We start from the raw sequence: 20,343 nt of genomic DNA, 5'->3' as shown, positions 1-20,343 counted from the left end.
CAAATTATGGTGCGCAGTATAATATCGGTCTTAATGTTGTGTCTTATGGCGCAAGTTGTCAGTGCTGCACAAAACACGATTAATGGTGTAAGAGTATCACCAGAGGCCACCAAAACACGTATTGTCTTTGACGTAGATTCTGCACCAGATTTTACCTACTTCACACTCAAAAAGCCGCTGCGAGTGGTCATAGACTTCAAAAATACTGCCAATACGTTCGCACTTTCTTCGGTTGAAAATAGTGGCAGCTTAGTTCGAAAGCTTCGCTACTCAACACCTAAACGTGCAACTTCTGCACGTGTTGTCGTAGAGCTAAACCGCAATGCCGAACCCTCATTGTTTGCAGTAGCGCCAAATAAGTCCTACGGCCATAGGCTTGTACTTGATTTAGCCGATAGTGCGCCCGAAGTTGCACAAAAGCCTGCTTCCTCTTCAGCCATTTCGTCTTCCAAGCAGCGTGTGATTATTGATGAATCTAGCAGTACTCGCGACCGCGACATCATCGTTGCCATTGATGCGGGTCATGGCGGACAAGACCCTGGCTCAATTGGTCCTGCGGGCTCGTTTGAAAAGCACATAACCCTGAGCATTGCCAAACGGCTTCAAGCTATGGTCGATGCAGAAGATGGCATGCGCGCCATTATGACGCGCACTGGCGATTATTACCTTTCACCCAATAAACGCCCAGAAATTGCACGACAGAAAAAAGCGGATTTACTCATCTCCATTCACGCTGATGCCTTTACCCAGCCACAGCCTCGCGGCGGCTCAGTCTGGGTGCTGTCCATGCGAAGAGCTGATACAGAACTAGGACGCTGGATGGAAAGAACCGAGCGACACTCGGAATTGCTCGGTGGTGCCGCTGAAGTCATTAGTGATAAGTCCAGTGAGCGCTATTTAGCGGAAACTATATTGGGACTTTCTATGGACCATTCCATGGCAACAAGCCACGATTTAGGCAACAAAGTAATAGAAGAGTTGAAAGCCGTAACGTCATTGCACAAGCGCAAGCCGCAGGCTGCGAGTTTGGCGGTGTTAACATCACCAGATATCCCGTCAATTTTGGTAGAAGTTGGGTTTATTTCAAATCCTCAAGAAGAAAAGAATCTCAATTGGTCTAAATATCGAGAGCGATTAGCAAAAGCCATGTTCAATGCGGCTAAGCGCTACTTTAGGCAGGTTCCTCCAGATGGGACGCTGTGGGCTGCTGAAAAAGCAAAAAATAGAACCCACCGTGTTCGCTCCGGAGAGTCGCTATCGTTATTGGCTCAGCGTTACAACGTAAGAGTGAGCAGTATTAAAGCAGCGAACAACTTGCGTAACGATGTTGTGCGCATCGGGCAAGTGTTAACTATCCCCAGTACCTAAGAAACAATACTTTTTATTCGTCGTTCATCATTCGCCATCGCAATGCTTGATTAACAAAACAACGACTATTTATTTTCAAAACAGAGGTTTCCTTGCCAATACAGCTTTTATCGCCCCAACTTGCAAACCAAATTGCCGCTGGTGAAGTGGTAGAGCGGCCTGCGTCTGTTGTTAAAGAACTGCTCGAAAACAGTGTCGATGCTGGTGCTACAAAAATTGAGATCGATATTGAAAAGGGCGGGCATAAAAGAATTCGCATTAAAGACAACGGCAGCGGTATTGCGAAAGATGAACTACAGCTTGCATTGAGTCGCCACGCAACCAGTAAAATATCGACGCTGGACGATTTAGAACAAATTCTTTCACTGGGCTTTCGTGGTGAAGCGCTCGCTAGCATCAGCTCAGTAACGCGTCTAACGCTTACATCTAAAACACAGTCGCAAAGCGAAGCATGGGAAGCCTATTGTGAAGGCAGAGATATGTCGGTGGCGGTTAGACCGGCCGCACACCCTGTGGGAACCACAATCGATGTCGCTGATCTGTTTTATAATACGCCGGCCCGGCGCAAGTTTTTACGAACGGAAAAAACTGAATTTCAGCATATTGAAGAGGTGATTAAACGTGTGGCGTTGAGCTACCCTCACGTCTCTTTCATTCTTAGGCACAACGACAAGGTCATTAAGCGGTATATCGCTGATAAAGCGGGCAGTATGGAGCGTCGTATTGCTGCAGTAGTGGGTCAAAAATTTATTCAAAATGCAGTGCATATTAATACGCAGTACGACGGATTGATTATTGATGCATGGCTAGGCAATGAAGTTATGCTAAGAAGCAGCAATGACTGTCAGTTTAGCTTTGTAAATAGTCGAGGAATGCGAGATAAGCTTATTACTCACGCTATTCGCCAAGCCTATGAAAGCGTGTGGGGCGTGGTTGAGCAACCTAGTTTTGTTGTTTACCTGAGTTTGAATCCAAAAGATGTCGACGTAAACGTTCATCCCGCAAAACACGAAGTGCGATTTCAACAAAGTCGCTTAGTACATGATTTTATATGTAAAAGCGTTTGCGACGCATTATACGCGTTAAACAACGACACCAGCGACCCAAGCGACCCCAATCACCAGCACCATGGCGAGAGCCAAGTTGGCGGCGAACAACCTTCCGATTACATGAATCCCAAAGTGGAGCATGGCTACATCCGCCCGTTAGACACAGCCAATTCACGCCCCCCTGCCTTACATACTGGACATGCGCATACTGAGCATGCGCACACTGAGAACGCACACATTGAGAATCCTCACGCCAATGACAATTCGGGTTCTGCTCATCAATTGCATACAGGTCCATCTCACTCGTATCCAGATAGAGTAGGTGAAGGTACGCCAGGTGCTGGCGAGAGAAGTGGGTCGCCTTCAGCTAACCGAATGGCACAATTTCAACGGCAAAGTAAAGGGCCCTCTGCAGCTTATCAGGCTGGGTTCAACGCCTTAATGACGCCAAATAAAGACAGGTTAAACGAGAGCGGGCTTGATCAAAATGGGCTACACCAAAACGATAGTGGGCTAGACGGGCTGGCGTACACAAGTCTTACCGCCATGCACAGATTGTATCCAAAACAGGATAGCGTATTCCTACTCTCTGCAGATAACCTCATTGGGATATGGTTAGCAGAACTATTCTGTAAGGCCCAGCATGAACAGCCCTTACTAATGCCGGTGGCAATTCATGCCGACAACGTAACCCAATCTACGCTAGACGTGCTGTCACAACTGCACTTTGACATCAACAAAGTGGCGGGGAAATATCGCTTGCAACAAGTGCCGGCAGGCTGCAGACATTTGCCTTGGATAAAGTGGTTTGAACACCTGCTGAGTGCTTCGCTAACAACGCCTCAAAGCATCGCCGATAACGTCGTTATTCCAAAAGAAGATATTGATGAACAATCGTCAGCGGCAGTATGGTACTGGTTGGAGCAGCAAAGTCTGTCTAAACAATGGGAATATATTGAGCAATTTGCTAAAGTGCGCTCGATAAACGACATACTAAAAGCGTGGGGAGAATAATATGTCTATTGGCATAGAAACTGCTTCTCCTGTATTGGCAATTATGGGTCCGACGGCATCAGGCAAAACGGCTTTGGCACTAGACGTTGCTAAGCACACTGAATGCGAAATTATCAGTGTTGATTCTGCCTTGGTTTACAAAGGCATGGACATAGGTACGGCAAAACCCACTGAGCAAGAACAGTCGGTGGTTCACCATCACCTTATCGATATAATCGACCCCGCTGAAAGTTATTCGGTGTCGCAATTTGTGAACGATACAACGCGACTTATTGGTGAAATACATGGTCGTGGCAAGCTACCCATGTTGGTAGGAGGTACAATGATGTACTTTAATGCCTTGATAAATGGAATTTCGTCACTACCTAAGTCAGACGAAGTTATTCGCGAGCAGATTAACCGTGAAGCACAAGCGTCAGGATGGACGCATTTACACAACGAACTCAAGGATGTCGATGCGGTAAGCGGAGAAAGAATTCATCCAAACGATCCTCAGCGTATCACGCGAGCGCTAGAGGTCTATCGCAGTACAGGAAAAACCCTGACTCACTGGCAGCAGCAAGAGGGTACAAAGTGCCCTTATGAGATAACACAGTTTGCTATAGCGCCCGAAGATAGATCTATACTACATGAGCGAATAGAACGCAGGTTCGACTTAATGCTTGATGATGGCTTTGAAGACGAGGTAAAAAAGTTATACGAGCGAGGTGATCTTTCTGACGAGTTACCTTCTATTCGATCTGTGGGTTATAGACAGATGTGGCAGTACTTTGAAGGACAACTTAGTTACGATGATATGCGTGAACGCGGCATCATTGCGACTAGGCAGCTTGCCAAAAGACAGCTTACTTGGTTACGTGGTTGGCAAGATGTGACGTGGTTAGACACATTTGCTAACGATAAATTGACTAAAATTGCAGCACGAGTCACACTCTAAACGATTGAGTGTGGTATACAATAGACGTGAGGCGGAGTGAAACAGCGCCCGCTAATAATAAAAACTAAGGATTACAAATGGCTAAAGGGCAATCTTTACAAGACCCATTCTTGAACGCTTTGCGCAAGGAACGTATCCCAGTATCTATTTATCTGGTAAATGGAATTAAACTTCAGGGACAAGTTGAGTCTTTCGATCAATTTGTTATTTTACTGAAGAACACAGTGAGCCAAATGGTTTACAAACATGCAATTTCAACCGTTGTTCCAGCACGTGCTATCACAATGCCAAGCACAACAGGAGATTCCGAAAATACTAAAACTGAATAAACTAAAAGGTAACGCGCTTGTTTGACCGTTATGAAGCCGGTGAACAGGCTGTACTTGTTCATATACATTTTTCTGATGAGAACAGCAAAGAAGACTTAAGTGAGCTTGAACTACTTGTGTCTTCAGCCGGTGTTAATGCCGCTGAGGTTATTACTACCTCGCGCAGTGCACCCCATGCAAAATTCTTCGTCGGATCAGGTAAAGCAGAGGAAATAGCTGCTGCTGTTAAGGCACACGATGCCAACGTAGTTATTTTCAATCACTCCCTCTCTCCCTCACAGGAGCGAAATCTCGAGGCTGTGTGTAAATGCAGAGTATTAGATCGCACCGGTCTAATACTCGATATCTTTGCCCAACGCGCTAGAACTCATGAAGGTAAACTTCAAGTGGAGCTAGCACAGCTACGCCATATCTCTACTCGTTTAATACGAGGCTGGACTCACCTTGAGCGCCAGAAAGGGGGTATAGGATTACGCGGGCCGGGTGAAACGCAGTTAGAAACTGATCGTCGCTTATTACGCGGGCGTATTAAAGCCATTCTACGCCGGTTAGAAAAGGTTCAAAAACAACGTGAACAAGGAAGACGTTCGCGCAAACGTGCCGAAATACCAACGGTATCCTTAGTTGGCTACACAAACGCGGGTAAATCGACACTGTTTAATACCATTACAGATTCACACGTTTACGCTGCCGACCAGTTGTTTGCCACCCTTGACCCTACACTCAGGAAAATTGATCTGCAGGATGTTGGGCCGGCTATTCTTGCCGACACGGTTGGTTTTATCCGTCATCTTCCCCACGACCTTGTTGCCGCATTTAAAGCGACGCTGCAAGAGACTCAAGAGGCTGACCTGTTGCTTCACGTCGTCGATATTGCGGATGCCAAATATCGTGAGACGATGGATGAAGTTAATAACGTATTAGAAGAAATTGACGCAGGCGAGATACAACAATTACTAATCTGTAATAAGATTGATAAACTAGACGATGTCGAACCGCGTATAGAAAGAAACGAGGAAGGTATTCCAACCCGAGTGTGGCTGTCAGCCCAATCTGGTGAGGGTACTGAGCTTCTTGGTCAAGCACTCACCGAATGCCTAGCCAAAAGCATGGTAAATTACACCTTGAAGATACCTCCGGCACATAGCCGTCTTCGTGGAGTGCTTTATGAGCTTAACTGCATTTCCAACGAAGAGTATGACAATCAGGGCGATTGGGTAGTGGATGTGAGAATGCCAGCTGCCGATTGGAATAGACTCGAAAAGCGTCTAGAAAACGGAATATCAGAGTATGTTGTGCGACATTAATCAGTGCGAAAGCGTTGATAATGCATGCGAACTTAAAAAATAAAACTGTAATCTATGGAGTATCAGCATGGCTTGGAATGAGCCGGGTGGCAATAAAAACGACCCGTGGAAGAATCGCGGAGGCCGAGAGCAAGGTCCCCCAGATTTAGATGATGTATTTAAAAACTTATTCGGTAAGTTTGGTAAATCAGGTGGCAATGGTGGCGGTTCAGGTAAAAGCCTAGGCGGTATCGGTGCTGGTATTTTAGCTGGGCTACTTATAGCCATTTGGGTTATAAGCGGCTTTTACACTATTAGAGAGGCTGAGCAAGGCGTTGTTTTGCGTTTTGGTGAGTATCATAAACAAGTGGAGCCAGGTTTACGCTGGGCCCCAACGTTTATCGACTCTGTGATACCGGTAGACGTTCAGTCTATCAGAGATCAATCTTCATCAGGTTCAATGCTGACCGAAGACGAGAACGTGGTCAGTGTTCAAATGGAAATGCAGTTTCGCGTTGTTGACCCTGTTCGCTGGACGTTCGCAGTAGAAGATCCAGACCGTAGCTTAAGTCAGTCATTAGACAGCGCAATTCGCTATGTTGTTGGTCATTCTAGAATGGACGACGTGCTAACAGACGGTCGTGAGCTAACTCGCCAACGTGTGTGGGAAGAGCTTCAAGGTATTATTGAACCCTACAACATGGGTGTATCAATTATTGATATGAACTTCAGGGATGCCCGTCCGCCAGAGCAAGTTAAAGATGCATTTGATGACGCGATAGCGGCACAGGAAGATGAGCAACGTTTCATCCGTGAAGCTGAAGCATATGCAAGAGAGATTGAGCCACGAGCGCGTGGTCAGGTCAATCGTATGAATGAAGAAGCGCAAGCATACAAAGAACGCGTTACCTTGGAAGCCCAAGGTGAAGTAGCACGCTTTGAAGAGTTGCTGCCTCAGTTTGAGCGTGCGCCTGTGGTAACCCGTGAGCGTATTTACCTTGAAACAATGGAAGAAGTGCTGAGTAACTCTAGCAAAATCCTTGTGGACAGTAAGGGCGGTAACAACATGATGTATCTACCACTTGATAAGATCATGGACCGTCAGCGTGAGAATGCTAAGCCAACGTCGAGAAGTACGCTGGAAGGACTACAAATGCCGGTAACGAATGAAGGCGGTCGTAACCTTAACAGTACTCCGACATCCGGTTTGCGCGGCGAATCATTTAGAGAAGGGAGATAATCGCTATGAAAAACATAATTATTGCTGTTGTCGTTCTCCTAGTCCTATTGGCGTCGGGTTCTCTGTTTGCCGTTAAAGAGGGCGAACGAGCTATTGTAATCCAATTCGGTAAAATACAGCGTGATGAAGCCACTGGCGAGACACGAGTATTTACGCCAGGCTTACACTTTAAACTACCGTTTATTGATTCTGTGCGTCGTTTAGATGCGCGTATTCAAACGCTAGATGGCTCGCCGGATCGTTTTGTAACCAGTGAGAAGAAAGATCTGATTGTTGACTCATACGTGAAATGGCGCATCGACGACTTTGCTCGTTACTACCTATCTACGGGTGGCAACAAGCTACAAGCCGAAGCACTACTGAAGCAAAAAGTGAATAACGGTCTGCGTTCAGAGTTTGGTACTAGAACTATTGCGCAAATTGTTTCAGGCGAGCGCTCAGCGCTAATGAACCAAGCAATGGAGCAAGCGTCTACGTCATCTGACGAGCTGGGTATACAGATTGTTGATGTGCGAGTGAAGCAAATTAACCTGCCAACAGAAGTCAGTAACTCTATTTTCCAGCGTATGCGTGCCGAGCGTGCAGCTGTTGCTCGTGAGCACCGTTCGGAAGGTCAAGAGCAAGCGGAAGTGATCCGCGCAAACATCGACGCGAAAGTGACGGTAATGCTTGCTGATGCCGAGCGTAATGCGAGACAGCTACGCGGTGAAGGTGACGCTCTAGCAGCGCAAATATACGCTGACGTGTACTCGAAAAATTCAGATTTTTACAGCTTCCTTCGCAGTATGGATGCCTACAAAAAGAGTTTCTCTAGTAAGCAAGACGTCATGGTTATTGCGCCAGACAGTGATTTCTTCAAATATATGAACCAATCACAAGCTAAATAAGTTAATTTATGCTTTGAAAAGCCAGCCTTCGAGCTGGCTTTTTTGTGTCTTCTGTAAAGTGCTAAGTGCTTGTTTAAAAGTCAAATATTGGAATTTCTGACGCCGTGTCTTTGAGCACTAAACACCTCATTTATACCTCGCTCTGCCAAATTCGTGTTAAATCCGATAAAATGCCATGGAATTTACAATAAAAGTGCCGCTAACTACGCCGTGATCTTTGTTGCTTTATGCATATCACACAACGCATCTTTGCCTTCCCAGCAACGAGTATATTAAGCAGGCACGTTATAACGACAGAGGGAACGTTTTGACAACGGACAACAAACAAATAAAGTCTGCCGATAATAATGGCGGACAAGGTGGTTTATTTTCGCGGTTTCTGGCAACGGTAGAATGGTTAGGGAATTTACTTCCACACCCCGTCACCCTGTTTGCACTGCTATCGCTATTTATCGTCTTACTTAGCGGTATTCTCGGTTATTTTGACTTAGCTGTGGTCGACCCTCGCCCAGAGGGTGCCAAAGGCCGAGAAGCTGATGGAATGATTGAAGTTATCTCGTTAATGAGCGCAGAGGGACTGCAGCGCATTGTGACGGGCTTAGTGACCAACTTCACTGGTTTTGCTCCACTTGGAACGGTATTGGTTGCGCTACTTGGCGTATCGGTAGCGGAGCACTCTGGGCTGCTTTCGGCGGCCATGCGGGCACTCGTGATGAATGCGTCTAAACGCGCTGTGACTTTTGCTGTGGTGTTTGCGGGTATCGTGTCAAATACCGCATCTGAGCTGGGCTATGTTGTTCTGATCCCCCTTGCGGCAATGATATTTCACTCTCTAGGACGACACCCCTTAGCGGGCTTGGCGGCAGCCTTTGCTGGCGTATCGGCGGGATACAGTGCCAACTTGCTGCTGGGCACAGTGGATCCACTTCTTTCTGGTATAACCGAAGCAGCGGCGCACATGATAGACCCAGACTACGCGGTTGGCCCTGAAGTAAACTGGTACTTCATGTTTATCAGTACCTTTGTGGTGGCTACAATGGGCGCGCTGGTTACTGAAAAGGTGGTTGAGCCGCGACTTGGGCAATATGACCCTTCTGAAGCGTCTATCGACCTAGGCAGTCAGTCAATGGATGCGCCTACCGACCTTGAGAAGAAAGGATTGCGTTGGGCAGGTATTTCATTTGCCCTAGTGTGCGCTATTTTGGCACTTACGGTGGTTCCTGAAAATGGCATCTTGCGCCATCCTGAGACAGGCGAAGTTGCGGGTTCTCCCTTCCTAAAAGGCATTGTCGCCTTTATTTTTATCACCTTTGCGGTTCCCGGCTTTGTCTATGGCAAGGTGACAGGCTCTATGAAAGGCGATAAAGACGTTATCGACGCTATGTCAAAAAGCATGGGCGCAATGGGGTTATACATTACGTTAGTGTTTTTCGCCGCTCAGTTTGTAGCATTTTTCAAATGGACAAACTTAGGCACGGTATTGGCTGTAAAAGGCGCGGCGCTATTACAAGCCGCTGGCTTAGATGGGCCCTCTGTATTTATCCTGTTTATTTTGATGTGTGGCGTGGTCAATCTTTCACTAGGCAGTGCTTCAGCACAGTGGGCTGTTACCGCCCCTATCTTCGTTCCCATGCTTATGCTGATTGGCTATGCGCCTGAAGTTATTCAGGCGGCGTATAGAATTGGTGACTCAGTGACCAATGTTATCGCACCTATGATGAGTTATTTCGGGCTTATATTAGCCATGGCAGCGCGGTATAAGAAAGATTTAGGAATGGGTACACTCATCGCAATGATGCTGCCTTATTCAATGGTATTTGTTATTGGGTGGACTATCTTGTTTTACGTATGGGTCTTCTTACTAGGTATGCCGGTAGGGCCAGGTGCTGCAACCTACTATCAGCCTTAGCCTTTAACCTCTGAAAGTGATAAGTGTTTGTCAGAAAAGGGCGTGAGATTTTATCTCGCGCCCTTTTTGTTTTAATCTTAATATCCTATCAACGCAATTGCGTATTTATAGGCGTACAAGAGATCATAACGGTCCTTAATTCAGTATAATAGTGTCATTACGTTGTACTTTTCGGACTGCTTTTAATGAAATACAAATCGAATAAAGGTTTTACTCACTCCCAGGCGGATAAGATTGGCGTGCTGGTGACCAACTTAGGTACTCCACAAGCACCAACTAAGCAAGCGCTACGCCCTTATCTGAAAGAGTTTTTATCAGATCCGCGAGTTGTGGAAGTGCCTCGTATTATTTGGTGGTTTATTCTAAATATGGTTATTTTGAATATTCGCCCGAAGCGTTCTGCCGAAGCTTACTCAACGGTATGGACAGATGAAGGCTCACCATTACTATCAATTACAAAAGCCCAGTCAGAAGCTATCGCGCAGCGCTGTAAAGAAAAGTACGGTGATGATGTTATTGTCGATTTTGCTATGCGTTACGGTCAACCAGCCATCAGCGATACTATTGATAAGATGTTAGAAAACGGGGTGAGAAAACTGGTAGTGCTGCCCCTTTATCCTCAATACAGTGCATCCACTACAGGCTCTACGTTCGATGCGATAGCAAATGACTTTACGAAAAGACGTTGGTTACCTGAACTGCGTTTTATCAACCACTACAATGATAGAAGTAACTTTATCGAGGCCCTTGCCAATAAAGTGAAAGCACACTGGGAACAACACGGTCGTGCCGATAAGCTAATTCTTTCTTACCATGGTATTCCTAAGCGCTACTTGATGAATGGCGACCCGTATCACTGCGAATGCCACAAAACATCACGCTTACTTGCTGAAAAGCTCGGTCTATCTCATGATGAATACATGACGACATTCCAATCCCGCTTTGGGCGAGAAGAATGGTTAAAGCCGTACACTGACGAAACGTTAAAAGGGCTTCCTGGCAAAGGGGTTAAGTCAATCCAAGTGATGTGCCCGGGCTTTTCCGCTGACTGTCTAGAAACTATTGAAGAGATAGGCGAAGAGAACCACGAGTACTTCATGGAAGCAGGCGGAGAGCGTTATGAATATATTGACGCGCTAAATAGCGACGAAGAACACATCGATGTGTTATTTGATATTGTCCAAGAAAACCTTCACGGTTGGACAGTGGAATCTGACAATTCGGTGCGCGCAGGATTAGCCAAGGCGCTAGGTTCTGAAGTGTAAGCTCAAAGAAATAGCGCCCCGAAGTATTTGTCTTATTATAGGCCCTAAAATATAGGGCTTGGTTTGAGCTCTGGTTATTCAAATGGGGCATGGTAATGTTAATGCCTCATTGTTAATTTACATCAGGGCAGTATGCCCAAAAAGGAGTGAATATGGACGTTAAAGTACCACCGGCATTACTGAAGGCGCAAAAGCTCGCCAACTTATTAGATACTGCGATTAAACTCCCTTTCATCCCTATCAAAATTGGCTTGGATTCTATTGTCGGCCTAATCCCTGGTGCAGGTGATGCACTCATGTTATTCGTTTCTTTGCGCATTGTTTGGCTTGGTAAATCTCTTGGTATGCCAAGCGCCTTAGTTGCTCAGATGGTAAAAAATTCTGCCATCGATTTTGGTTTAGGTTTTATTCCCTTTGTTGGCGACATCATCGACGTGTTTTACAAAGCAAATCAAAAAAATGTGCGAGTAATGGAACGCTGGTGGATAAGTGAGAATAAAGCATCGGTAGATGCAGCCACCAAAGAAAAGCTCGAACAATGGGAAGCTGAACAGCAAAATAGCTAGGTACAAATTCCACGTTCATTGGGCACAAACACCACAATTCACCTATTGTTATAACCACACCAATCGATTTTTGGCTTAAGTGCGTAGCAATAGGCACTATTTGAATTTTATTCAACAAAGGAGTGTGTGGTATATGAAAGCGTCTGATTTATTTGTGAAGGCACTTGAGGCCGAAGGCGTTGAGTACGTGTTCGGCATTCCAGGTGAAGAAAATTTAGACCTGCTTGAATCATTGCGTTCCTCATCCATTAAGCTTGTGCTTACGCGACACGAGCAGGGTGCTGGCTTTATGGCCGCTACCTACGGGCGATTAACCGGTAAGGTAGGTGTGTGTCTGGCCACACTTGGCCCAGGAGCAACGAATTTAGTCACGCCCGCTGCCTACGCGCAACTTGGCGCTATGCCCATGTTGATGATAACGGGCCAAAAACCTATTAAAACCAGCAAGCAGGGGCGCTTTCAAGTCATCGATATTGTGGACATGATGCGTCCTATCACCAAATTTACCACGCAAGTAGTCAGCGGTGACAGAATACCCTCAACGGTAAGGGAAGCATTTCGACTGGCTCACCAAGAGCGACCTGGTGCGGTTCACATTGAACTACCAGAGGACATCGCTGCTGAACAAACTACCGCGCACCTCTTAGAGCCAAGTGTGGCAAGACGACCTATTGCGGAATATAAAGCGGTGTCTTCTGCTGTATCCATGATAGAAAATGCAACTTCGCCACTGCTATTAATTGGTGCCGGTGCTAATCGAAAGCTTACCGCTAAAATGCTCCGCGAATTTGTGGATAAAACCTGTATTCCATTTGTGACCACGCAAATGGGTAAAGGCGTGCTTAACGAGAGCGACCCGCGATTTGCCGGCAACACGGCCCTATCGGACGGTGACTTTGTACATCGCGCTATCGAGCGGGCAGACCTTATTATTAATGTAGGCCATGACGTGGTAGAGAAGCCGCCCTTCTTTATGCATCACAACGATAAAAAAGTGATTCATGTTAACTTCGACCCCGCTGCAGTGGACCCTGTGTATTTCCCGCAGCTTGAAGTTGTTGGCGACATTGCTAATAGCATTTGGCAAATCAAAGAAGAAATTACGCCGCAAAAGGACTGGAAGCTCGATTTTTACAAAGACGTTCATGAAGCTTATGTGCATCATCGTGCAGAGGCCGAAGACGACAATCGTTTTCCAATATTGCCAGAGCGCTTTGTGAGAGATATTAGAAAGGTGATGCCCGACAACGGCATTGTGACCCTTGATAACGGTATCTATAAAATTTGGTTTGCTCGTAATTATCCCGCTTATCACCCCAATACCCTTTTACTCGACAATGCGTTAGCCAGTATGGGCGCCGGATTACCATCTGCAATGGCTGCAAAATTAGTGAACCCAGACGTTCCCGTGCTAAGTGTATGCGGCGACGGTGGTTTTATGATGAATAGCCAAGAAATAGAAACCGCCGTAAGGCTTAAACTTGATCTCGTGGTGATCATTTTACGAGATGACGCCTACGGCATGATCAAATGGAAGCAGGCGAATATGGCGTTCGACGAATTTGGGTTGGACTATGGCAATCCCAATTTTGTCAAATACGCTCAAAGCTACGGTGCGCAGGGCTGGAGAGTGGATGACACCGACGTGCTTATTCCCATGGTTGAGCGCTGTTTACAGACCCCGGGCGTTCACATCATCGATTGTCCCATTGATTACAGCATGAACGATGAAACGCTCAACCATACCATTAAAGAACTCAGTGCTAAGTTGTGATATTGCGCGCTTAATTAGCAACTGCATGCAGCAATTTAAAACAGCAAAGCAAAACAGAAGGAGCCAATATGTTAAAGGAAAGCTATCCGTACTACCTCGCCAGCGAGGCGTGTTACGCTAATACTAATCTTGACGTGACAAATAAATATACCGGTGAGGTAGCCACTCAGGTTGCCATCGCCGACGCCGATACCATCGACAAGGCCATTGCGGCGGCAGAAGCCGCCCAGCCAGCAATGACCGCAATGGCACCTTACGAGCGCCAAGCAGTGCTAGAGCATTGTGTAAAGCGGTTTCAAGAGCGCGCCGATGAGCTTGCACAAGCGCTGTGTATAGAAGCGGGCAAGCCAATTAAAGATGCGAAAGGCGAGGTAAGTCGCCTTATCGACACGTTTAAAATTGCTGCTGAGGAATCGGTTCGCATTAATGGCGAAGTGGTTAATTTAGAAATTTCAGCTAAAGCCAAAGGGTATCAAGGTATGACGAAGAAGGTGCCAATAGGGCCTTGTTCGTTTATTTCTCCCTTTAACTTTCCCCTTAATTTAGCGGCGCACAAGGTGGCCCCCGCTATTGCAGCGGGTTGTACATTTGTGCTTAAGCCTGCGTCACGCACACCCATCGGTGCACTTATTATTGGTGAAGTGCTAGCTGAAACCGCACTACCCAAAGGGGCGTTTTCTATTTTGCCTTGCAGCAGAGATGGCGCAGACCTTTTTACAACAGACGAGCGCTTGAAACTGCTTAGTTTCACAGGTTCCCCTGATGTAGGTTGGGCCCTCAAGGCCAAAGCGGGTAAAAAGCCGGTAGTGTTAGAACTAGGTGGCAACGCTGCATGTATTGTAGATGAGGATGCCGACCTTGATGATGCCGTAGAGCGTATTATCATTGGTGCGTACTATCAGTCAGGTCAAAGCTGTATCAGTGTGCAAAGGCTACTGGTACACAGCGCCATTTATGAAGACTTTAAAACGCGCTTCGTTGAAAAAGTAAAAGCGCTGGTCAGTGGAGACCCGTCGAGTGAAGATACCTTTATTGGGCCAATGATTTCTGAGGGCGAGGCAGAGCGACTTCACGACTGGATTATTGACGCTGAAAAAGCAGGCGGAAAAATTCTGTGTGGCGGTACCAGAGACGGTGCCATGCTTGATGCAACGGTAATGGAAGGGGTACCCAAAGACTGTGATGCTAGCGCGGAAGAAGCGTTTGGTCCGCTATCAGTGCTTTACTCTTTTGATAGTTATGAAGAGGCGCTAGATGAAGTTAATAACAGTCGTTATGGACTGCAGGCTGGGGTGTTTACCCGAGATATTTATAAAGCACATAAGGCATGGAACGAGCTAGATGTTGGTGGTGTTGTCATTGGTGATGTACCAAGCTGGCGCGTAGATAATATGCCTTATGGCGGAGTGAAAGACTCTGGTTTGGGCAGAGAAGGCATACGTTACGCCATCGAGGATATGTCAGAGACACGGCTGATGGTGTTGCGAACGCCGCAATAATTGTAGAGCTAAAATTAAGGCGCTAACAAGCGCCTTAATTTTTTGTGCTTTGTATAAGCTGATAATGCTACATTTCGAGAAAGACATGTTTTTAACATGTCATTTTTCGATAAAATTAGGTTGCTGCATACTCTTCAAGTATCGCTAGCGGAATAACGTCCAACGCTTTTTCATGTGTAGCCTCTAGACGCACGGTAGGTGCCACACCAGCTTCATAAGCTTGTAGCCATCGACTTGCACATAAACACCATCTGTCGCCCGCTAGTAGGCCCGAAAATTCCATGCTCGGCCACGGCGTTATAAGGTCATTACCCTGGCGCAAAGAGAATTGTAAAAACTCATCTGTTACTACTGCACATACGCTATGATTGCCCACATCAGCCGAAGGCACATAGCAAAAGCCTTCTCTCGTAAAACCGGCGTTGCCGCAGCAAAGCTGAAGCGGTCTGCCATAAACATTTTTTGCATTCGCCAAAATCAAATACCTCGCTAATTGCGTATCTAGTAAATCTAGAGTGTATACGGTTTTGTGTAAAAAGGGATGCATCCCTTTTTACACATCATTTTGATAACCCCTTTTTGTACACTCCATTTTTCGAGATACGCTTTTTGAGATACGCTTCTCAAAATATGAGTTTCGAAACATGCTTTTCGAAATACGAACTTGAGGTAACACATACATGTTGGATAAAAGCACCAAAAGCGGCAACGTCAACTTTTCTCAAGAGGAAATAGCTAGATTTGATGCACTTGCTGAAACCTGGTGGGATCCAAAAGGTAAATTTAAAACGGCGCTAGACTTTAACAATGCGAGACTTGACGTTATCGAGTCCCAAATACGCTCACACTTTACATGCCAAGAGAGCTCGACACCCTTTTCTAACCTATCAATCATTGATATTGGCAGTGGCGGCGGCCTAATCAGTGAACCACTAGCGTCAAAAGGCGCAACGGTCACGGGTATTGATGCCAGCGCAGTAAGCGTACAGGTGGCTAAACGTCACGCTAAGCAAAGTAATGTGGATGTGGAATATCGCCATCAACTCTCTAGCGAGGTCGTTAAAGAGGGTCGACAGTTTGACGTGGTGATTAATGCAGAGGTGGTTGAACATGTGCCAGATCAAAAGCAGCTAATCAATGAGTGCGCTAGCATGGTGAAACCCGGTGGACTGCTAATATTAGCGACGCTAAACAGAACGGTGAAAAGTTTCGTTATTGCTATTGTTGGCGCTGAATACGTTATGCGCTACCTGCCTATCGGTACTCATGACTGGCGCAAGTTTGTCACCCCTAAAGAGCTTATTAATTGGGTGGGCGACGACTTTAAAGTACAGCATCAAGTGGGCATGAAACTCAATCCGTTCACTTCAACGTGGCATACTACATCAAGCCTCGCGGTGAATTATATTCAGGCTTATGCGCATCAACAGTAGCTTTCGTGCACCTCGTTTAAAACACCGCTGACGTAACACTTTTCGTAGAAATTGACAGTTTACCCTAGTGGGTATATTCATAGCGAATGGTCACTATCCATAGTAAAAATAGTATGGATAGTCATACGCTGCAATTGTTATAACTTACTGATTATTAGATATTCACTGCCTCCGTATTGCTTAAATCACCTCGAATATCTCTTTTCTGCATATTAATTATTTTTCTCCTCCCTTGATATTTACAATATATTTACATAATCATAACAAAGGTCTGACATCGGACCTGTTTGGACATTTGCCGTTCATAAAGGCCGGCTCAATGAGATTAAAGGTTGATACGATTCTAATTCGTTCGATAAAAGGTCGTGGAATAGAAGGTCGATACGAGTGAAGGTCGTGCGATTAAAGGGGAACACATGAAAACAATTAAAAGAGTGTCACTACTACTCGCTGTGATTTGCATGGCATTTGCCAGCCATGCTTCAGCATCCACATACGCAAAAACAAAATACCCTATAGTGCTAGTACATGGCCTATTTGGGTTTGAAGATATCTTATTTGTAGATTACTTCTACAAAGTACCGCAAAAGCTGACACGCAATGGTGCCGTTGTTTACATTGCCGAAGTATCACCTGCAAACTCAACGGAAGTGCGTGGTGAGCAGTTATTGAACTATATAGACGAAGTGCTTGCATTATCAGGCGCTGAAAAAGTGAATTTGATTGGGCACAGCCACGGTGGTCCAACTGCACGCTATGCGGCAAGCGTTGCACCAGATAAGGTTGCTTCAGTAAGCTCAGTAGGCGGTGTGAATTGGGGCAGTAAAGTCGCAGACCAACTGCGTAATGCTATTGCTGAAGATTCTTTTCAAGAAGATGCTGCTGGAGTTGTTGTCAACGCGTTTGCCAACATTATTGAGTTTGCCTCGGGGTCAGATCCTAGAGACAAACCCACCGACGCTATTGCTGCGTTGAATTCGTTATCAACGGATGAAACCGTGAGATTTAATCAACGCTACCCAGAGGGTATGCCATCGGCGTACTGCAGAAATGATGGCAAAATGCTGGCGGAAAATGGGGTGTATTATTATTCATGGAGTGGAGGTAAAACTTTTACCAATGCCCTTGACGTTGTTGACCCTTTCTTAGCCATTACCGGCACTGCATTTAACGAAGCCAATGATGGATTAGTGGCTACCTGTAGCTCTCACTTAGGTAAAGTACTGCGAGATAACTACAGAATGAACCATCTTGATGAGGTTAATCAAAGTTTTGGTATTACCCACTGGTTTGAAACCAACCCAGTGAATGTGTTCGTGCAGCAGGCTAACAGACTGAAACGTCAAGGGCTGTAGTGAAAGCGGCGGTTATAGGAGGGGGGCTATTAGCCCTCCTTATCATTGTTGTGTTACTGACGGTTGCTACACCACAGAGCGATACAGAAACTTCTGTGGTGTCTACTTCAGACCCACAAAGCACCACTAGCAACGGCGGATCCCCATCGTTACACGCTGCTGTAAAAAGCACTGCTGCAAGTAAGGCAGCCTCATCCACTGCTGAAGGTGAAAATACCAAAAACCTCATTCCATTTGTGCTAAATATTTGGGTAAAGGACAGGTTCGAGCTCTTTATTGCAGAACACGCTGAGCAAGCGCCGTTGGCCGTACAAATTGCCTATGTGACCCACAGTGAATCGCTACATACCAAAGATACCCATGATTACGCAGTAGACTTGTTTTCCCGTTTTGTTAACTACAAAGTGGCATTAGCCAGCGAAGATGTAGAAATAGATACGGATCACACATCACTCAAAAGTGTTCAGGAAAAGCTAGACGCCCGATATGATTTACGACGGCAGTTTTTCAGTCATCAAGAGTATGAATATTTATTTGGTAGTGATGCGGCCTCTGATAACGATGCGCTAGCAAGGCTTGCCATAGCCCAAGACAACACCCTTACTCGTGAGGAAAAAAAGAACACCATCGTCGAATCTCTCGCTATTGCAAGCGATAGTAAAGCCTTTAAGCCGACGGTTGATATGCACAGAATTCAACAAATAAAGCAGCAATACCGTGATAACAATTCTCGCTTTAGCGCAATAAGCGCTGAATTTGGTTATGAAGTGGCCGAGCGTTTTAATACATTGTGGGAAAAGCAGGGCGCGTGGGAACAAAAAGTAGAAGATTACCGCGCACATATTAAAAAGCTGGAAAGCGCTAATCTTTCAAAGCAAGAATACAGCAAATTGATACGAGAATATGAGACCTCGGATTTTACAGAAAATGAAATTAAGCGTCTTAGAGTAGTGGTGAACGGCAATAATCAATAATTGGGCAAACAGGTATAACCATTCAGTGACTGAATAGACTCACCTTAATTTAGAGTGATTTGATCCCTGTTTTACTAAGTTCTAATCTACTTAAAACAAATAAGGCCCTATAAGTATGAAAATTTACGAAACCAAAACCGCACCCAATCCCCGTCGCGTTCGCATGTTTCTCGCCGAAAAAGGTATCGATATGGACTATGTTCAGGTCGATATCCAAAAAGGTGAAAACTTGAGTGCAGAAATGCGTGCGAAAAACCCCCTTGGTAAAATACCTATTCTTGAGCTTGACGATGGAACATGCATTGCAGAAACAGATGCAATTTGTACCTATTTTGAGGCGCTTCACCCAGAGCCATCATTAATGGGAAGTAGTGCACTTGAAAAAGGCACTATAGCAATGTGGCAACGGCAAGTAGAGCTGGCACTTATGCTTCAAGTTGGCATGTGTTTTCAGCACACCACAGGCTATTTCAAAGATCGTATGGTGCCAGTCCCGGAATATGGCAAAGAAGCGGGTATTAATGCGTCTAAGTATCTCAATATTCTTGAGCGCAGGTTAGAACTCAATACGTTTATCGCAGGAGACACATTCTCGATAGCAGACATAACCGCCTTATGTGCCATCGATTTTGCCCGGGTTGTTGATATTAGAATTAAAGATGAACAAACCAACCTTCTTCGTTGGTATGACAGTGTGAATAGCAGAGTGAGTGCCAAAGCCTAATGATTGACCTATATACAGCAGCAACACCGAATGGCTGGAAGGCCTCCGTAGCACTGGAAGAAATGGGATTAGAATACTCTGTTGTGCCCGTTAATCTCTTGAAGGGCGAACAGAAAACGGCATCGTTTCTCGCTAAAAACCCTAACGGTCGCATTCCGGTAATTGTGGATAAAAGTGAAGACGACCACGTGGTCTTCGAATCTGGCGCCATAATGATTTATCTAGCAGAAAAAACCGGTATGTTTTTACCCAGTGATGTGAAAGGGCGCAGCAAAGTGTTGCAATGGTTGATGTTTCAGATGGGCGGCGTAGGGCCGATGATGGGACAAGCCAATGTTTTCTATCGATACCTAGAAGAAAAAATGCCCATAGCTATCGATCGCTATCAAAACGAAGTACGTCGACTGTTTACGGTGTTAGATGGTCACCTCGCCAACCACGAGTACTTGGTTGACGATTACAGTATTGCTGATATGGCAAACTGGTGCTGGGTAAGAACCTACGAATGGTCGGGAGCCAGCATAGACGGGCTAGATAATCTCATTCGTTGGAAGAACAGTATTGAAGCTCGTCCCGCTGCGAGGCGCGGCGTGGAAGTCCCTAATAAAATAGACAAAGAAGCTTTGCTGAAAGGTGCAAAAAACGTGGTAACTCGGTAGTGCAAGTTTGTTAGTAACACTTAAGATGGCTAACCACATTTAGTGGGTCTTTGCAGGCATAACTCACCAAAAAAT

18 protein-coding genes are annotated in these 20,343 nt (G+C 45.7%); 17 read left to right on the top strand and 1 reads right to left on the bottom strand.

Annotated elements, in window-relative coordinates:
• Positions 1 to 6 precede the first annotated feature (6 nt).
• From AC27HD_RS13280 to AC27HD_RS13225, 12 genes are all read left to right on the top strand, one after another.
• Positions 7 to 1,368, top strand: coding sequence for an N-acetylmuramoyl-L-alanine amidase (locus AC27HD_RS13280; protein WP_487106451.1), 1,362 nt, complete (start codon positions 7 to 9; stop codon positions 1,366 to 1,368).
• Between the two features lie 92 nt (positions 1,369 to 1,460).
• Positions 1,461 to 3,431: a DNA mismatch repair endonuclease MutL gene (gene mutL, locus AC27HD_RS13275; RefSeq protein WP_487106449.1), complete on the top strand. Its 1,971-nt coding sequence runs from the start codon at positions 1,461 to 1,463 to the stop codon at positions 3,429 to 3,431.
• Between the two features lies 1 nt (position 3,432).
• The gene (miaA, locus tag AC27HD_RS13270; protein WP_032097708.1) at positions 3,433 to 4,368 is read left to right on the top strand and encodes a tRNA (adenosine(37)-N6)-dimethylallyltransferase MiaA; all 936 of its coding nucleotides are present in this window, start codon (positions 3,433 to 3,435) and stop codon (positions 4,366 to 4,368) included.
• A 77-nt stretch (positions 4,369 to 4,445) separates the two neighbouring features.
• The gene (gene hfq, locus AC27HD_RS13265; protein WP_032097709.1) at positions 4,446 to 4,697 is read left to right on the top strand and encodes an RNA chaperone Hfq; all 252 of its coding nucleotides are present in this window, start codon (positions 4,446 to 4,448) and stop codon (positions 4,695 to 4,697) included.
• Positions 4,698 to 4,714: 17 nt separating this feature from the next.
• Positions 4,715 to 6,004, top strand: coding sequence for a ribosome rescue GTPase HflX (hflX, locus tag AC27HD_RS13260; protein ID WP_032097710.1), 1,290 nt, complete (start codon positions 4,715 to 4,717; stop codon positions 6,002 to 6,004).
• Positions 6,005 to 6,071: 67 nt separating this feature from the next.
• Positions 6,072 to 7,223: an FtsH protease activity modulator HflK gene (gene hflK / locus AC27HD_RS13255; RefSeq protein WP_032097711.1), complete on the top strand. Its 1,152-nt coding sequence runs from the start codon at positions 6,072 to 6,074 to the stop codon at positions 7,221 to 7,223.
• Between the two features lie 5 nt (positions 7,224 to 7,228).
• Positions 7,229 to 8,110 (top strand): protease modulator HflC, encoded by an 882-nt coding sequence (gene hflC, locus AC27HD_RS13250; RefSeq protein ID WP_032097712.1) that lies wholly within the window; start codon positions 7,229 to 7,231, stop codon positions 8,108 to 8,110.
• Positions 8,111 to 8,417: 307 nt separating this feature from the next.
• Positions 8,418 to 10,019, top strand: coding sequence for an AbgT family transporter (locus AC27HD_RS13245; protein ID WP_326938234.1), 1,602 nt, complete (start codon positions 8,418 to 8,420; stop codon positions 10,017 to 10,019).
• Between the two features lie 185 nt (positions 10,020 to 10,204).
• On the top strand, positions 10,205 to 11,284 hold the full coding sequence (hemH, locus tag AC27HD_RS13240) for a ferrochelatase (protein ID WP_487106445.1): 1,080 nt from the start codon (positions 10,205 to 10,207) through the stop codon (positions 11,282 to 11,284).
• A gap of 152 nt (positions 11,285 to 11,436) precedes the next feature.
• Positions 11,437 to 11,850 (top strand): DUF4112 domain-containing protein, encoded by a 414-nt coding sequence (locus AC27HD_RS13235; RefSeq protein ID WP_487106443.1) that lies wholly within the window; start codon positions 11,437 to 11,439, stop codon positions 11,848 to 11,850.
• 133 nt (positions 11,851 to 11,983) lie between these two features.
• Entirely contained in the window at positions 11,984 to 13,624 is a 1,641-nt protein-coding gene (locus AC27HD_RS13230) for an acetolactate synthase large subunit (RefSeq protein ID WP_032097715.1), read from the top strand.
• A gap of 68 nt (positions 13,625 to 13,692) precedes the next feature.
• Positions 13,693 to 15,123: an aldehyde dehydrogenase family protein gene (locus AC27HD_RS13225; RefSeq protein ID WP_032097716.1), complete on the top strand. Its 1,431-nt coding sequence runs from the start codon at positions 13,693 to 13,695 to the stop codon at positions 15,121 to 15,123.
• Positions 15,124 to 15,238: 115 nt separating this feature from the next.
• Here AC27HD_RS13225 and AC27HD_RS13220 read toward each other — a convergent pair whose 3' ends face one another.
• Complete coding sequence (locus AC27HD_RS13220) at positions 15,239 to 15,598, bottom strand: DUF2237 family protein (protein ID WP_032097788.1); 360 nt, start codon at positions 15,596 to 15,598, stop codon at positions 15,239 to 15,241.
• Between the two features lie 205 nt (positions 15,599 to 15,803).
• On the opposite strand from AC27HD_RS13220, the gene ubiG reads away from it, so the two are divergent.
• The 5 genes from ubiG to AC27HD_RS13195 all read left to right on the top strand — a co-directional run bounded on the left by ubiG (position 15,804) and on the right by AC27HD_RS13195 (position 20,268).
• Positions 15,804 to 16,556: a bifunctional 2-polyprenyl-6-hydroxyphenol methylase/3-demethylubiquinol 3-O-methyltransferase UbiG gene (ubiG, locus tag AC27HD_RS13215; RefSeq protein ID WP_032097717.1), complete on the top strand. Its 753-nt coding sequence runs from the start codon at positions 15,804 to 15,806 to the stop codon at positions 16,554 to 16,556.
• Positions 16,557 to 17,017: 461 nt separating this feature from the next.
• Positions 17,018 to 17,911, top strand: a complete 894-nt coding sequence (locus AC27HD_RS13210; protein WP_235207859.1) for a lipase family alpha/beta hydrolase — start codon at positions 17,018 to 17,020, stop codon at positions 17,909 to 17,911.
• Entirely contained in the window at positions 17,911 to 18,885 is a 975-nt protein-coding gene (locus AC27HD_RS13205; protein ID WP_032097718.1) for a lipase chaperone family protein, read from the top strand. Before AC27HD_RS13210 ends, AC27HD_RS13205 begins: the two co-directional genes overlap by 1 nt.
• Before the next feature lie 115 nt (positions 18,886 to 19,000).
• On the top strand, positions 19,001 to 19,609 hold the full coding sequence (locus AC27HD_RS13200) for a glutathione S-transferase family protein (RefSeq protein ID WP_487106439.1): 609 nt from the start codon (positions 19,001 to 19,003) through the stop codon (positions 19,607 to 19,609).
• Positions 19,609 to 20,268, top strand: coding sequence for a glutathione S-transferase family protein (locus AC27HD_RS13195; RefSeq protein ID WP_487106437.1), 660 nt, complete (start codon positions 19,609 to 19,611; stop codon positions 20,266 to 20,268). Before AC27HD_RS13200 ends, AC27HD_RS13195 begins: the two co-directional genes overlap by 1 nt.
• The last annotated feature ends 75 nt before the right edge of the window (positions 20,269 to 20,343 follow it).

This window comes from Alteromonas sp. 4NS20-0143 (genome assembly GCF_057542855.1).
The sequence above is the reverse complement of the archived record's forward strand: the minus strand, read 5'-3'. Positions and strand labels throughout refer to the sequence as shown.

Bases quoted from the DNA above. Each gene is read 5' to 3' on its own strand.
- hemH (WP_487106445.1), top strand. From the start codon at position 10,205: ATGAAATACAAATCGAATAAAGGTTTTACTCACTCCCAGGCGGATAAG.
- hfq (WP_032097709.1), top strand. From the start codon at position 4,446: ATGGCTAAAGGGCAATCTTTACAAGACCCATTCTTGAACGCTTTGCGC.
- ubiG (WP_032097717.1), top strand. From the start codon at position 15,804: ATGTTGGATAAAAGCACCAAAAGCGGCAACGTCAACTTTTCTCAAGAG.
- AC27HD_RS13280 (WP_487106451.1), top strand. From the start codon at position 7: ATGGTGCGCAGTATAATATCGGTCTTAATGTTGTGTCTTATGGCGCAA.
- AC27HD_RS13210 (WP_235207859.1), top strand. From the start codon at position 17,018: ATGGCATTTGCCAGCCATGCTTCAGCATCCACATACGCAAAAACAAAA.
- AC27HD_RS13225 (WP_032097716.1), top strand. From the start codon at position 13,693: ATGTTAAAGGAAAGCTATCCGTACTACCTCGCCAGCGAGGCGTGTTAC.
- AC27HD_RS13200 (WP_487106439.1), top strand. From the start codon at position 19,001: ATGAAAATTTACGAAACCAAAACCGCACCCAATCCCCGTCGCGTTCGC.
- hflC (WP_032097712.1), top strand. From the start codon at position 7,229: ATGAAAAACATAATTATTGCTGTTGTCGTTCTCCTAGTCCTATTGGCG.
- hflK (WP_032097711.1), top strand. From the start codon at position 6,072: ATGGCTTGGAATGAGCCGGGTGGCAATAAAAACGACCCGTGGAAGAAT.
- AC27HD_RS13195 (WP_487106437.1), top strand. From the start codon at position 19,609: ATGATTGACCTATATACAGCAGCAACACCGAATGGCTGGAAGGCCTCC.
- miaA (WP_032097708.1), top strand. From the start codon at position 3,433: ATGTCTATTGGCATAGAAACTGCTTCTCCTGTATTGGCAATTATGGGT.
- AC27HD_RS13230 (WP_032097715.1), top strand. From the start codon at position 11,984: ATGAAAGCGTCTGATTTATTTGTGAAGGCACTTGAGGCCGAAGGCGTT.
- AC27HD_RS13235 (WP_487106443.1), top strand. From the start codon at position 11,437: ATGGACGTTAAAGTACCACCGGCATTACTGAAGGCGCAAAAGCTCGCC.